Annotated in this window: 10 protein-coding genes; 4 read left to right on the top strand and 6 right to left on the bottom strand. The window is 42.9% G+C overall.

Annotated elements, in window-relative coordinates; all coding sequences use genetic code 11:
- Positions 1 to 74: 74 nt before the first annotated feature.
- The gene (gene purF, locus Q0890_RS00290) at positions 75 to 1,610 is read left to right on the top strand and encodes an amidophosphoribosyltransferase (RefSeq protein ID WP_299215990.1); all 1,536 of its coding nucleotides are present in this window, start codon (positions 75 to 77) and stop codon (positions 1,608 to 1,610) included.
- Positions 1,611 to 1,888: 278 nt separating this feature from the next.
- On the opposite strand, the gene Q0890_RS00285 is transcribed toward purF, so the two are convergent.
- From Q0890_RS00285 to yajC, 6 genes are all read right to left on the bottom strand, one after another.
- A complete protein-coding gene (locus Q0890_RS00285) occupies positions 1,889 to 2,248 on the bottom strand; it encodes an AzlD domain-containing protein (RefSeq protein WP_299215987.1) in 360 nt (119 codons plus the stop codon).
- Entirely contained in the window at positions 2,241 to 2,882 is a 642-nt protein-coding gene (locus Q0890_RS00280) for an AzlC family ABC transporter permease (RefSeq protein WP_299217947.1), read from the bottom strand. Before Q0890_RS00280 ends, Q0890_RS00285 begins: the two co-directional genes overlap by 8 nt.
- A gap of 205 nt (positions 2,883 to 3,087) precedes the next feature.
- The gene (locus Q0890_RS00275) at positions 3,088 to 4,488 is read right to left on the bottom strand and encodes an MATE family efflux transporter (RefSeq protein ID WP_299215984.1); all 1,401 of its coding nucleotides are present in this window, start codon (positions 4,486 to 4,488) and stop codon (positions 3,088 to 3,090) included.
- Between the two features lie 227 nt (positions 4,489 to 4,715).
- Positions 4,716 to 5,993: a protein translocase subunit SecF gene (gene secF / locus Q0890_RS00270; protein WP_299215981.1), complete on the bottom strand. Its 1,278-nt coding sequence runs from the start codon at positions 5,991 to 5,993 to the stop codon at positions 4,716 to 4,718.
- Positions 5,994 to 6,002: 9 nt separating this feature from the next.
- On the bottom strand, positions 6,003 to 7,880 hold the full coding sequence (secD, locus tag Q0890_RS00265; protein ID WP_299217945.1) for a protein translocase subunit SecD: 1,878 nt from the start codon (positions 7,878 to 7,880) through the stop codon (positions 6,003 to 6,005).
- A gap of 399 nt (positions 7,881 to 8,279) precedes the next feature.
- Complete coding sequence (yajC, locus tag Q0890_RS00260; protein ID WP_058368608.1) at positions 8,280 to 8,612, bottom strand: preprotein translocase subunit YajC; 333 nt, start codon at positions 8,610 to 8,612, stop codon at positions 8,280 to 8,282.
- Positions 8,613 to 9,289: 677 nt separating this feature from the next.
- On the opposite strand from yajC, the gene Q0890_RS00255 reads away from it, so the two are divergent.
- The 3 genes from Q0890_RS00255 (at position 9,290) to Q0890_RS00245 (ending at position 14,282) form a co-directional block, all read left to right on the top strand.
- Positions 9,290 to 10,471, top strand: coding sequence for a CNNM domain-containing protein (locus Q0890_RS00255; protein WP_299217943.1), 1,182 nt, complete (start codon positions 9,290 to 9,292; stop codon positions 10,469 to 10,471).
- A gap of 211 nt (positions 10,472 to 10,682) precedes the next feature.
- Entirely contained in the window at positions 10,683 to 11,177 is a 495-nt protein-coding gene (locus Q0890_RS00250; RefSeq protein WP_299215978.1) for a hypothetical protein, read from the top strand.
- Positions 11,178 to 11,291: 114 nt separating this feature from the next.
- Positions 11,292 to 14,282 (top strand): LysM peptidoglycan-binding domain-containing protein, encoded by a 2,991-nt coding sequence (locus Q0890_RS00245; RefSeq protein ID WP_299215975.1) that lies wholly within the window; start codon positions 11,292 to 11,294, stop codon positions 14,280 to 14,282.
- Positions 14,283 to 14,306: the final 24 nt, after the last annotated feature.

The following is a 14,306-nucleotide window of genomic DNA, read 5'->3' as shown; positions in this document are numbered from 1 at the left end:
AGCTAGTAGGCAACATTGTTATTCAGCTTACCGTTATAGTGTTACTAATGTGTGGTTTTAAATAGGACATAACTATGTGTGGAGTCGTTGGGGTTGCAGCTCATGAGCCAGTCAACCAAATTCTTTATGATGCCTTAACTATGTTGCAACATCGTGGTCAAGATGCGGCGGGTATTGTGACCTTGCAGGATGGTCGCCTATATCTACGTAAAGAAAACGGTATGGTTCGTGATGTCTTTATGAACCGTCATATGGTCAGACTGGTGGGTAAGTTCGGTATTGGCCATGTTCGTTACCCTACTGCGGGTACTTCAAGCAGTGCAGAGGCACAGCCATTTTATGTAAACTCACCTTATGGCATTACTTTGGCGCACAACGGTAACTTGACCAATGCTGAAAGCTTGGCCAAATCGTTATATCAAGATGATCGTCGTCATTTAAATACTGACTCAGATTCTGAAGTACTATTAAACGTTCTTGCTCACGAGATGCAAAATCTAGGTAAGACTCATCCAACGTCTGATGATATTTTTGAAGCAGTAAAAGCGGTCTACGCTCGCTGTGAAGGCGCTTATGGCGTAGTAGCGATGATTACTGGTCATGGCTTATTGGCGTTTCGTGACCCAAATGGCATTCGTCCACTAATCTTTGGCGAACGTTTAGCTGCGAATGGCGGCACAGAGTATATGGTTGCCTCTGAGTCAGTGGCGTTAACTGGTTGCGGTTTTAGTATTATTCGTGATGTCAAACCTGGTGAAGCTATCTTTATCGATTTGGATCACAATCTACATACGTATCAATGCGTAGAGCAAAAAGAGTATACGCCTTGTATTTTTGAGTATGTCTATTTTGCGCGTCCAGACTCTATCATGGACAATATCTCTGTCTACAAATCGCGCCTTCGTATGGGCGAAAAACTGGGACAAAAAATCCTCGATGAATGGGGCGATGACCACGATATTGATGTGGTGATTCCGATTCCTGATACGTCGCGTACTTCAGCGATGGAGCTGGCACTGAAGATGAATATTAAGTACCGTGAAGGGTTTATGAAAAACCGTTATATCGGTCGCACCTTTATCATGCCAGGTCAACAGCAGCGCAAAAAATCAGTTCGTCAAAAACTTAGCGCCGTGCCGTTAGAGTTCAAAGACAAAAACGTTTTATTGGTTGATGACTCTATCGTCCGTGGAACCACCTGTCATGAGATTATTCAAATGGCACGCGATGCAGGGGCGAAAAAAGTGTTTTTTGCCAGTGCTGCGCCACCAGTAAAATATCCTAACGTATATGGGATTGATATGCCGGTACGTAGCGAGCTTATCGCTTCAGGGCACAGTGTGGAAGAGGTACGTAAAATCATTGGTGCTGACCGTCTGATTTTTCAAGATTTAGATGATCTTATCGATGCGGTAAAAGATACAAAGCATAGCCGCGTTGAAGGTTTTGATTGTGCCGTATTTAATGGCTGCTATATCACTGGACAAATCAATGAAGCTTATCTTGATCACCTGCAAGAGCAGCGTAGCGAAATCGCTAAAGCTGGTAAAAAAGGGGTACAAATTGTCGCAGATACGCCTGTCGATATGATGGGTGTAGAAGAGTCTTAAATAACCATTTTTAGTCAGTATAGACGATACGAATAAAACCGATGCGTTATAACATAATGGGTAACTGGTATCAATTTTTCTTGCTTGCTGTGTCTACGCTGTCAGAGGCTGCAAAAAATTTATACCAGTCTCGCCGTATCGTTTTTATAGCGAACTAACTATAGTATGACTCAAAGGTATTATATAAATGAAAGGCTGGATTCTTAATTGAATTCAGCCTTTTTTATTATTTTTATCTACTAAGTATTAGGTAATAATCTATCAACTTATAAACATGATCAACCCAAAACGTTGGTTAACATCCAAAGTAGGCCATTAATCGCTGCAATACCCACGACCATACTTATTAATAACTGACGGCTAATATGATAGATGATTAGTACTAGTAACAATGCGCCAATTTGAGCAAGTAATAATTGCACCTCAGCGCTATTTAGCCCAGTGCTAACAGACAAGTTTTGATAGGAGAGACTGGTCAAAATCAATAAGACCATGACAGATAGCGGTAAGCTCTCATTGAGTCGATGTAGCCAAGGCGTATCAAGAAGCTTTTTTGGTATTAATGCTGGAATAGCACGAGTAATAAAGGTAACTCCAGCCATCGCGAAAGTGGCTGCAATCAAATAGCTACTATTCATCGTTCTCTCCCGTCACTTTATGTTGTACCCAAAAACCACGTGCCAAAATCATGAGCATACAGATGGTAATCGCTACCAGAAGTAACCAATTGCTGGTGAATAACGAGGCAATAGTCAAAGCAACGACTGCGATGCCAATAGGGAAGTAGCGTTTAATACTTTGAAATTGCTCGTAAGCTAAGATTGCAAACAAACAAACCAACGCAAAATCCAAATGCGGCACCAAGTCACCAAGAGTGCTGCCGATCATTACCCCAACAGCGCTTGCCAATACCCACCAGCTTTGGTTAAACAAACTGATGGGTAATATAATCGCACGCCGTATCTCATGTGGTAAGCTGGTCATCACCGAAAATGTTTCGTCCGTTAGCGCAAATAAACAGTAGGTTTTGGCTATTTTGTTTTTTGGTAGAGACTGTAACAGCGGCATCCCATAAAATACGTGACGCAGGTTGATGGCTGCGATATTTGTCGCAATGTTACCTATGGGCAGGCCGGCACTAAGCATGGGGAGACAAGCGTATTGAGCCGCCCCTGCATACAGTACGATACTGAGCATAATCGTTGCCCATATAGGCACACCGGCGATTTGTGCCAAGACGCCAAAAGCGATACCTGCAGGTAGATAGCCCATAGCGACTGGAATGCTTTTTTTAAAGCCTTCAGCCCATTGATAAGCGGATTTTTGCTGTTGTTCAGAATAAGTATTCACAAGATATCCTAAGATGGTCAAGCTTAACGGGTTGGTCGAAATATTGATTTATAGACATGATGGTTTGTAAACAATGCTTTTTATTATATGCGTTTATAATATGGTTGAAAGTATATTTAATAACTCATTAAATTGGTTGTAATTCTTCATAACTGCCAGTTCTATGCGCATAGTACAAAAAACCACTAAGAATTAGCATGCGCAATAACAATAGACACCATACACTAAGCCAAATACCAGTCATGTCCCACTGCTGATAAAGTAGCCAGCTAAGAGGAAAAAATATGATAGCCAGTATCAAGGCGGCATTGCGAATGACATGTCCTGCTGTCAAACCAAAAAATATACCATCAAGCCAATAAGCGCCCACACCAACGAGTGGGAGCAGTATGGCATAACCTTGATAACTATTCGTTAAGGTAAAGACCGTTTCAATATTGGTCATTAAATCTAAATAAGTTGGCATGGCAAGCCACCAAATCGTACTTAATAGTAAAGCAAGAGCGTAGCTGACGATGCCTGTACGCTTGACAATAACACGAAAGCGCGACCAGTCACGACGTCCCGCTGCTTGTCCACTTAAAGTCTCAGCTGACACTGCTACGCCATCAAGCGCAAAGGCTGAGATGCTCAATACTTGCAACAATATTGCGTTAGCAGCCAATACTAAATCGCCGCTTTGAGCAGAGAGGCGAGTAATCCATGCAAAGCTCACTGTTAAAATAAGCGTGCGAATAAAAATATCTTTATTCAAAGAAAATAGCCTAAGCATTTTATCTTTAGTAAAATGCTGCGGGTCCACTTGAAAGAAAGTAGGCCAAGTCAATTGTAAATGTCGGCGACTAAGCCACAAGGCCAATACAACCCCTGACCAAAATGCAATGGTAGTCCCTAACGCAACGCCAGCTATTCCCAACTGCATACCGTAAACAAAGAACAGCGTCAAAATAATATTAAATACAGCAATAAAGCCTTGCTGATAGAGCATATAGCGCGTTTTGCCTTGACCTGCAAACCAGCCAATAAAAGCGAAGTTCATCAGCTCAGCAATGACTCCCCAAAAGCGTACATCTAAATAAATTTTGGCAGCAGCGCCACTATCAGGATTGGCAGACAACGCTTGCAAGCCAAAGCTTATGAGCCAAGGCTTCGCTAGTAGTAACACCAAACCAATGACAACGGCTAATAAGAGCGCACGCTGCAAAATAGATAGCAGTGGCGATGCTTTTTGCTGCGAGTTTATAGAGTTGCTACTATCTGAAAGTTGCCCCAATGCCTGTGCAGATAAACCAGAAGATGCATATTGTAAAAAGTTAAAGCTAACAAGCAGTAGGGATAAAAGCTGTATTGCCAGGCCCATGCCTGCAAGCTTTGCGGCATCATTCATATTGCCGACGATGGCGGTATCAATCACACTTTGGAGCGGCATGGCTAGATTGGCTAATAAAACTGGAACGGCAATCGCGACAATACGTCTGTAGCGTGTGTCAATAGGCGACGTGACTGTTGATGGGGTAGACGTTGGCATAAGATAATCACTTCTGCGTAAACACAGCTAATAATACCCGCCCGTTTACTACATGGCTGCGGGATGAGCTTGTACTACTAAATATATTTGGTGGTTATATATTATATAAAGATAAAAGCACCTAACGATTAGGTGCTTTTACTCGATTTTTTAGTCGTCTCTTAGTCAATACTACTATTATTAAACACCGTTATTGAAGCCAATGCTATCAAAATAGGTGTTTACCATTAGTCTTGTTCAAACATCTTTGGATCATTGAAAGTCACAATCTCTTCTTCAAATTCAGGCTTCACTTTTACAACGAAGTCATCTCGTGATAGACCCATTCTAAGAGGGATAGAGCTTGCAATATAGGTTGACGAATAAGTACCAGCAAGCAGACCAATGAATAGTGCTACTGAGAACCAATATAGCCCGTCACCGCCTAAGAACATCATGGCTAATACAACTAATAGTACTGTTGAAATGGTCATAATGGTACGGCGCAGCGTTTCTGTTAATGACAAATCAACCGTCTGACTGGGACTAATCCCGCGGACACGGCGGAAGTTCTCACGAATACGGTCGTAGACGACAATCGTATCGTTTAACGAATAACCAATCAGCGCCAATATGGCTGCCAAAACGGTCAAATCAAAGGGGAAACCAAATAATGCAAAGACACCGATAGTAACGACAGCATCATGAAACAACGACATGACTGCGCCAAGTGACAGCTTAAACTGGAAACGTAGAGCGACATATCCAAGCATACAAACCAGCGCCAGCACTAACGCCATAACTGAGTTTAAATAGACCTCGTTACCGACTTGACTGCCGATAATGTTAACGTTACTAATATCAGCAGCGTTATTGGGTAACGCTAAAGCTTGAGTTAAGCTGGCGCTTAGACCGTCAATATTGTCAGATTGTGGTGGCAAGCGTACAAGTAGCTCTTGACGCGTGCCTAGATACTGTACGACAGCATCATCAAAACCATTATCCGCCAATGCTTGTACGACTTCAATCTGCTCAGCGGGTTGCTCATAACGTACATCTGCTGAGACCCCACCAGTAAAGTCCAAACCAAGATTAAGACCATTGACCGCAATCGCAATAATACTAGCAATGACCATGAATAAAGACAAAATTGCCATAGGCTTTTCTATCTTCATAAACGGAATAATACGCTGATTACCAACTGCCTTGATACCGCCTTCTTTTGCAGCAGCGTCATCAGCAGCGCTATCGATTATTTGGTTATGATCGTTATCGATAGCAGCATTGTCTGCTTGAGTCGCCAATGCTTGCTCATTTTTTGAGCTTTTGTTAGTCCCATGAGACTTACCTTTGCCAGCTTTTGCCGTCGTAGGATTATTGGCTTTAGCATTGCTACCTTTACCATCACGGCGAGGCTTATTACGGCGACGACGCTTCTGGTTATCATTAGGGTTGTTACCTGCGCCGCCTGAGCTACTAGACGTCGGCGTATTATTCTCAGGATTGTTATTTTGTTCAATCGCCATGTTATTCTCCTAGCCGATACTCAAACGTTTGATAGATTTACGCTTACCATAAGCAATTTGTACCAGTGCACGCGTTACCAAAATCGCGGTAAATAGCGAACTGACAATACCAATAGCTAAGGTGATCGCAAAGCCTTTAATCGGACCAGTACCAATCGCAAATAAGATAAACGCGACCAATAATGTGGTGATGTTGGCATCAAAAATACTACTAAAAGCACGATCAAAGCCTGCCACGATTGCAGATTTTGGCCGCACTCCGTTTGCCAGCTCCTCTCGGATACGCTCAAAGATGAGTACGTTGGCATCTACTGCCATACCAATGGTCAAGACCACACCAGCAATCCCAGGTAGAGTAAGCGATGAGCCTAAGATCGACATAATCGCAATAATGATAATGACGTTTACTGCCAATGCTACATTGGCAATGACCCCAAACAGGCGATAAAAAATAATCATAAAGACAAAGACTAGTAAGTAACCAATCTGAGTTGAAAACAGACCTTTAGCAATGTTTTCTTGTCCTAGTGACGGCCCAATGGTCCGTTCTTCAACAAAATACATTGGGGCTGCAAGTGCGCCTGAGCGTAGTAATAGAGCAAGCTCAGCCGCTTCAGCATTGCTGTCTAGTCCAGTAATACGGAACGATGAGCCTAGTACTGCTTGAATATTAGCGCGGTTGATGACCTTGGTCTCAGCGTAAGGGGTACGCACTTCAACAGATTCCCCTGTAGCTGGGTCTTCTTCATATGTAATTCTTTGTTTATTTTCGATAAACAATACCGCCATTTGATCGCCAACAGCGGTACGGGTTGCATTTTGCATAAGCTTGCCGCCCGCGCTGTCCAAGGTAATATTGACCTCAGGACGGCCACTTTCATCAAGACTGGTTTGGGCATTGGTAACTTTGTCACCAGTGACGATGGCTTGACGCTCTAAGAGTACAGGTGGACCGTCAAGTGTCTGAAATGGAAAGGCTTCGGTACCAGCAGGAGGAATACCACCCATAAAGTTTTCGCTGTCTTTGGCAACCAGACGGAACTCGAGGTTTGCAGTACGTCCAAGTACACGTTTGGCTTCCGCGGTGTCTTGTACGCCAGGTAATTCGACGACGATACGGCTAGCACCCTGAGACTGTACTAAGGCTTCAGTAACACCAAGCTCAGCAATACGATTACGTAGGGTGGTTAAGTTTTGATTGACCGCATAACTGTTGATCTCATCCAATGTCGCATCATTATAAGCCATGATGAGCGCCGGACCTTGATCATCAATAGAGGACTGTAAAGTAAAGTTATTGCCCATCGAGCCTTGAAGAATATTCTGTGCACGGTTACGGGTATCTGTATCAGCGAAATGTAATACAATACCTTGTGACTCAGACTTAATGCCCTTAACTGCAATACGCTCAGCACGTAGCTCACGGCGAACATCACGACTGGCACTGGTCAGACGCTGCTCTAGAGCCTTGTCCATATCAACTTCTAGAACAAAACGTACCCCACCGCGCAAATCCAAGCCAAGCTTCATCGGTTTTGCACCAATATCACGTAGCCACTGCGGCGTTGTCTGCGCTAAGTTGAGCGCAACCACATAATCGTCACTAAGGTTCTTTTTGAGGACCTCTTGTGCTTTGAGCTGAGCATCTGGATTGTCTAAGCGTACCAGGGCGCTGTTGCCCTCAAAAGTGCCATCATGGTGGCTTACGCCAGCTTCTTCTAACAGGCTCTCTGACTGAGTCAAAATACCTTCAGATAGCTGTGTACCTGCTGCAGCACTGGTAATCTGCACAGCAGGCTCATCAGGGTAGAGGTTGGGTGCAGCGTACAGACCAGCGATGATCAGTACGACGGTGATAAGTAGGTACTTCCAAGCGGGATATTGCATAATCACTTCTTTAAGTTGATAAGATACTGGCGATGCAGGCCACAGATTAGCAGATGGAGTGTTTACAGTTATCATGAACAATAATCATAATCAGTATGAAGCATCATTCATCATTGCAAGCATCCGCTATAATAATAGAACGCTAAGCATTATAGAACGACTAACTTTTGAGCCGCAATACGCAGATAAAAGGTAAGTTTGCTACAGTGAATCGACTAATTAAAGGGCAACGGATTAACCTAGGAACTAACGAGGAATCAATGTGTCATTAATTTGGCAGTCTAGTAGCAGAAAATGACCGTAGAGTATCAACGGTCATTTTTATCGATGTATGAGTCAAGGCCATAATGATAAATGCTAAACGCGATGATCCATCATCAATATTTATATGCTCGCTATTTATACACTTTCTATGGTGCCTGCAGGTAATACTGAGATAACAGAAGCTCGCTGTACTTTAATGTCAGTATTGTTGTTTAAGCTAATAATAGCGTAGTCGCCTTCAAGGCTTTTGATGCGGCCCATAAGTCCACCAGCGAAAATCACTTCGCTGCCAACAGTTAAAGCATTTACCATAGCACGATGCTCTTTGGTACGCTTCGATTGAGGACGAATGACCAAAAAGTAAAAAATTGCAAAAAAAGCTACTGGCAATAGAATTTGACCAAACAGTGATGCGCCGCCTGCGGCTTCAGGAGCAGCAGCATGGGCAGCTTGAATAAATAAGCTCATAATTTCTCTCAATAAGTCATAGGGAACGATAAAATTAAACGCATAGTAACAAAAAATCCCAATCTTGGTAACTGTTAATCATGGGATGAGGGTATTTTCCTTAATGTACTGGCATACTAGCAGCCGATATCTAGTGCGACAATCCCTTTGGGCAGTAACTAACTAAAATAAAATGACGATATATTGAAATATACTAAGTCAGTAGATATTGAATTTGTGTCAATTTGACACCACCAATAAGAGCATTGCTCATACAATTTTATTACTATGTTTTTTATTTAAAATAGGGTGTTTTTTGGACAGGTAGATAGCACGACATTTAATTGTTAAATATAAGCATCAGTGCTACTATCAAATGATTGATTGTATCGTCTGTTAGCGTAAGGAGTCGCGGATTTGTCGTTCTTATTATACAGAGCTGTTGTATTCGTTAGGCTTTGTTCATTGTGAGTTAAACGCGAGCAGTCACTGTATTTACTAGCAATAAAGCTCATTGTATTTTATCCTTTTCCATTCTTTTTTCATTGTTTAGGTTACCTAACTTGTTCACCATTTTTTCGTTTACACCTCGTCTATGTTGTCCACGCGCTCATCGTAAAGAAGCGCCTGCTGAACCTCCCCCGACGACGCGTTATTCTCGTCCTAGTACAAAGGTAGTATTTGGTCTATCAGTATTGATGACTGCATTTATGATTGTTTTACCTCATTCAGCACAGGCGGCTTTATCACAAGCTGCTGAAACCCCAGCATCAGCGGCACCAACGGCGACCAGTATTGTCCTACTTATACTTTTTGTTGCTATCGCTATTGGTATATCGTTTATTTGTTCTTTAGCAGAGTCCGCATTACTCAGTATGACCCCTTCGTATATCGCTGATGTCGAAGAAAGCAATCCTAACAAAGCAAACATGTTAAGACGTTTAAAGATTGACAATATTGATCAGTCTTTAGCGGCTATTTTGACATTGAATACGGTTGCCCATACGCTAGGTTCGATTGGTGCTGGTGCACAGGCAACGATCGTCTTTGGCAGCGCATGGTTTGGTCTATTTTCTGCAATCATGACTTTGGCGATTTTGTTCTTATCTGAAATTATTCCAAAAACGTTAGGAACGGTTTATTGGCGTCAGCTAAGCGGCATAGTAGCTTACTTTGTACGCGGTATTATTCTTATACTCTATCCTCTGATTTGGTTTTCAGAGCGTTTGACAAAATTACTGGTGCGCAGTAAAGAGACACATGTTTTTAGCCGCCGTGAGTTTGCTGCGCTTGCCAGTATAGGGGAAGAATCTGGCCAGATTGATCCGTTAGAGTCACGTATTATTCGTAACTTGCTCGCTTTTGGCGCCATTAAAGTCGAAGATATTATGACACCGCGCTCAGTCATGCTTGCGTTTGAACAGAATAAAACGGTTGCTGAAGTATTGGTTGATCGTCCAAAACTGACGTTTTCGCGCCTACCTATTTATGATGGCGATTTGGATAACATTACCGGTTTCGTCCTAAAAACGGATATGCTGTTGGCAAAAGTCAATCATGCGATGCATAAACCTTTGACGCAATTTGAACGAGAAATTACCTTTGTATTTTCAAAAATGAAGTTGTTTGATTTATTAGAGTTGATGCTAAAAAATCGTATTCATATCGCTATCACGGTAGGTGAATATGGTGAAGTCAAAGGTCTGGTGACATTAGAAGATGTCTTTGAGACTCTCTTAGGTCTTGAGATCGTCGATGAGATAGATCGTGTCGAAGACATGCAGGCGTTGGCTCGTCAAATGATGGATAGGCGAGTGGAGCGCTTAGGTATGAAGCTTAACGATGATGAAGAAGTAATACATGACAATACCAAAGCTTAGTAAATGTATAAAAACCTCATGAAGACTTATACAGGAGCCTATGAAGATAAAGCGCTTAGGACGTAATAGTAGGATACTAGGTAGGTATACATGCAATAATTACACATGACGTTACATAGGTGTGAGTATTTAGTGATAGGCTAAAAATACCATTAATAGAGTGTCAATTACTCAACACAATTAAATAATAAGAAACACTTTAAGGATTATAATGAAACAACTGTGGAATAAAGGGCTATTGGCTCTGTTTATAAAAAGTGCGAGCGTTGCTACGTTGACGGTAATGGCCAGTACTGCTGCCATTACTGCTCAAGCTGCGACCATGAATGAGAACTTGGTACAAAACTATGCCACTGCGATGAAAGCAGCAGCTAATAATAATGACATCAACCAAGTTGCCCGTTTGGTATCTGATGATGCACTGATCTCTTTATCCAGAAAGGGGAAGTCTACCAGTCTCGATAAAAATGCGTATTTAAAATTATTACAAGACAGTTGGAGCCAAACGTCAAATTATCGTTATGATATTAGCATCAACAATATCGTTACGACTGGCTCACAAGCAAAGGCAAACGTTAAAACCGTTGAGAGCTGGGTTAAGGACGGCAAAAAAGTTTCATTTGTGACTACCTCAAGAGTCACACTTACTTTGTCGACTGGCAACGCTGTGCTGTTACGTGCAGTCTCCCAAGTAGCGATTGATTAATTTAATTTAAATTTTGCAGATCATCTTCTATAGAATGATGGTCTGTCTCTTACATTGTATATTATACTGTCGATTATCTTCATTACTTCTTGTCGCTAGGAACCTTCTATCATCATGTCTACTGTGTCATCAAAACCCCAATCATTCATAGCTTTACCATTGACCCTTGCAGTGTCAACCCTACTTATCAGCGCCTGTAGCAACACATCAACGGTAAAAAATACCAGTGCTACCAATAGCTCGTCTGTTGTGAATAAGCGTCCAGTCAAACAGTCTGGAGCTGCTCGCCCAAGTACGAGTGATGACTACTCAACTGCATTTTTGGATGCAGAAAGCTTAGATGAGTTGGCAGACTTATTAGAAGCGACTGATATGACCATGGTTGAAGACAATAAACTGGCTATTCAGCAATATGGTGATTTGTGGAATCGTCTAAGAGCTGGTTATCGTATGAATGGCGGTCAGCCTATCTACAATCAACGTATTGAAGGGCAAAAAAGCTGGTTTACTAGCAGACAAGATTACTTAAACCGGTTGACTGCGCGTGCCAGTCGCTATATTTACCATACCGTACGTGAAGCTGAGCGTCGCAATATTCCAACTGAGCTTGCCTTATTACCAGTAATTGAGAGCTCTTATGATCCAAGCGGCACCAGTAGTGCAGCGGCAGCAGGTTTGTGGCAGTTTATTCCCAGTACGGGACGAATTTATGGTTTGAATCAAAGCAGCACCTATGATGGTCGCCGTGATGTGATCGAATCAACACGTGCAGCCTATGACTTTTTGACAGCGTTATACAATCAGTTTGGTAGCTGGGAGCTGGCACTAGCAGCTTATAACGCAGGTCCTGGTCGTGTACAAAAAGCCATCGATGCCAATGCGGCTCGTGGATTGCCCACTGACTACTGGTCGCTTAGACTGCCTACTGAAACAATGAATTATGTACCACGCTTTTTGGCGGTAGCAGAAATCGTCGCTAAGCCTGAGCAGTACGGTGTTTACCTGCCAGCTATTGCCAATCGACAGCATTTTCGTAGTGTACCAGTCAACTATGGTGTCAGTTTGGCTGAAGTGTCGCAAGTAACTGGCGTTAGTTACGATGAATTAGAAAGGCTGAATACAGCTTTAACATCAGGACGTGTTGATGCCTCAGGCCCGCAGCGTATCATTATCCCTAATGATATTAATACCAATCTTGATGCCAAGCTGATATCGTTAAGAGGCAATGGTACGAGTAACGTTATTGCCTCAAGTAACACCAGTAGCTCAAGCAGTACTGCTACGCCAAGCTATAATAGTCGACCATATACCAGCTCGTCATTGCCTTCTACTGGTGGCGGCTTGGCAGATTACGCTGCCAGTGCAAGCGTGCCGCAGCAAACGACCAGTTATATCTCTCCGGCATCGTCTAGCGGCTCTGGATATAATAGTAACTCGACTGTTAGCACTGAGCCACCTATCACAAGTAAAGAGACCAGTAAGATTAATGCTGAACTGCAACGCAGTAATAGCTTACCGACGACCTCTGCACAGATTACACAAAACAATACCATTGTCCAAGAGCCTCCGCTTAGTAAAGAAGAGCGCGACTTTATCGCCAATCAGATACGAGTCAAAACACCAGAAACCGAGGTCATTAATGCTGATGGCAATATCAATCTATCCGCGGTACAGACACAGCAGTCTATTTTGGAGGCCAGTGGTGAAGACAAAAAGCTGAGCTTTGCAAAAACGCCAGTCAGTAAGCCAAAACCTCAGGGCAAACGTACAACTTATACGGTAAAACGCGGTGATACCTTATCAAATATCGCCAGTCGTGCAGGCGTCAGCTGGCGCGATATTACTGAGTGGAATCAGATAGATGCTGAGGCAAAATTGTTGTCTGGTAGTACTTTATATTTGTACGATGCCAAGACTATTGAGCCATTGAGTAGTGCAAATACACAAACTAAAGATCAGCCAGACAGTTACGTTGTACAGTCGGGCGACACGCTTATCGGTACGGCAAATCGCTTTGGCCTATCAGTGACACAGCTGGCAAGTTATAACAACTTGAGCAGCCGTTCTGATTTGCTAAGAGGTCAGAAACTGTGGCTAATACCAGGTAAAGTCAAGGCCCCAGCGACAACGCCTGCTGCACCATCTACTAAAGCTCGCAAATCTAGCAACGCGACTCAAAACTACAGAGTAAAACCTGGTGATGGCCTCATTGCATTAGCACGCCAGTTTGACATGTCGGCCAATACTCTAGCCAGTCTGAATGGTATTCGAGCAACGGACTCTTTATACGTGGGTCAAACGCTCAAAATACCTGATAGCGTCGATCTTTCTACCAATAGCAATTCTAGTAGTACAAATACCAGTAGTGCTAACAGCTCAGTCTCTAGCAGCCGTTATACAGTAAAATCAGGAGAGACGTTAATCGGTATTGCAAATAGTATTGGGGTCAGTGCAAAAGAAGTTGCAGCAGTGAATAGTAATTTTAATGCCAACGCACGCTTGCAACGCGGACAAACCATCAGAGTGCCTGTATCAAAAGCAGAAGTAAATCGCCAATTAAACAATCAACCTATAAGTTATAAAGTACAGTCTGGCGATAGTTTGACAGGAGTAGCCAGTCGCTATAATATCGGTATCAGTGACTTGGCGGCAGCAAATGGCTTAAGTACGACGTCAAACTTATTACGTGGTCGTACTATTACTATTCCAGCAAAGGGCAGTGCTCGTGCCACTAGCAATAATACAAATGCTAGCAGCCAAAGTACGGCAACCAGCAGTAGAAGTGGTAATGGCAAAGTACTTGGTAACACTGAACGTTATAGAGTACAGTCAGGCGATGGTTTAATCGCTTTGTCACGTCGTTTTGGTATTGCAGTAGAAGATTTGGCAGCGACGAATAATATAGCGACCAATGCCCAGCTACAGCGCGGCCAAATCATCAAAGTCCCTAAGGCAACAGTGCGCTACACGGTTGGCTCTGGTGACAGTCTTATCGGACTGGCTCGTAAATACGGGGTCTCAACTCAAGAGCTTGCTGATATGAACAATATCGCGGCAAACACTATGCTACAACGTGGTCAACGTCTGACCGTACCTAATCGTTAATCAGTACTCTATTATCGAATGATG

Origin of the sequence: uncultured Psychrobacter sp. (genome assembly GCF_947488565.1) — a bacterium.
Classification (GTDB): Bacteria; Pseudomonadota; Gammaproteobacteria; order Pseudomonadales; family Moraxellaceae; genus Psychrobacter; species Psychrobacter saeujeotis.
The sequence above is the reverse complement of the archived record's forward strand: the minus strand, read 5'-3'. Positions and strand labels throughout refer to the sequence as shown.

Excerpts from the sequence above, each read along its gene's own strand:
- purF (WP_299215990.1), top strand. The coding sequence starts at position 75 with ATGTGTGGAGTCGTTGGGGTTGCAGCTCATGAGCCAGTCAACCAAATT.
- Q0890_RS00245 (WP_299215975.1), top strand. The coding sequence starts at position 11,292 with ATGTCTACTGTGTCATCAAAACCCCAATCATTCATAGCTTTACCATTG.
- Q0890_RS00250 (WP_299215978.1), top strand. The coding sequence starts at position 10,683 with ATGAAACAACTGTGGAATAAAGGGCTATTGGCTCTGTTTATAAAAAGT.
- Q0890_RS00255 (WP_299217943.1), top strand. The coding sequence starts at position 9,290 with ATGACTGCATTTATGATTGTTTTACCTCATTCAGCACAGGCGGCTTTA.
- secD (WP_299217945.1), bottom strand. The coding sequence starts at position 7,880 with ATGCAATATCCCGCTTGGAAGTACCTACTTATCACCGTCGTACTGATC.
- yajC (WP_058368608.1), bottom strand. The coding sequence starts at position 8,612 with ATGAGCTTATTTATTCAAGCTGCCCATGCTGCTGCTCCTGAAGCCGCA.
- Q0890_RS00285 (WP_299215987.1), bottom strand. The coding sequence starts at position 2,248 with ATGAATAGTAGCTATTTGATTGCAGCCACTTTCGCGATGGCTGGAGTT.
- Q0890_RS00280 (WP_299217947.1), bottom strand. The coding sequence starts at position 2,882 with ATGGGCTATCTACCTGCAGGTATCGCTTTTGGCGTCTTGGCACAAATC.
- Q0890_RS00275 (WP_299215984.1), bottom strand. The coding sequence starts at position 4,488 with ATGCCAACGTCTACCCCATCAACAGTCACGTCGCCTATTGACACACGC.
- secF (WP_299215981.1), bottom strand. The coding sequence starts at position 5,993 with ATGGCGATTGAACAAAATAACAATCCTGAGAATAATACGCCGACGTCT.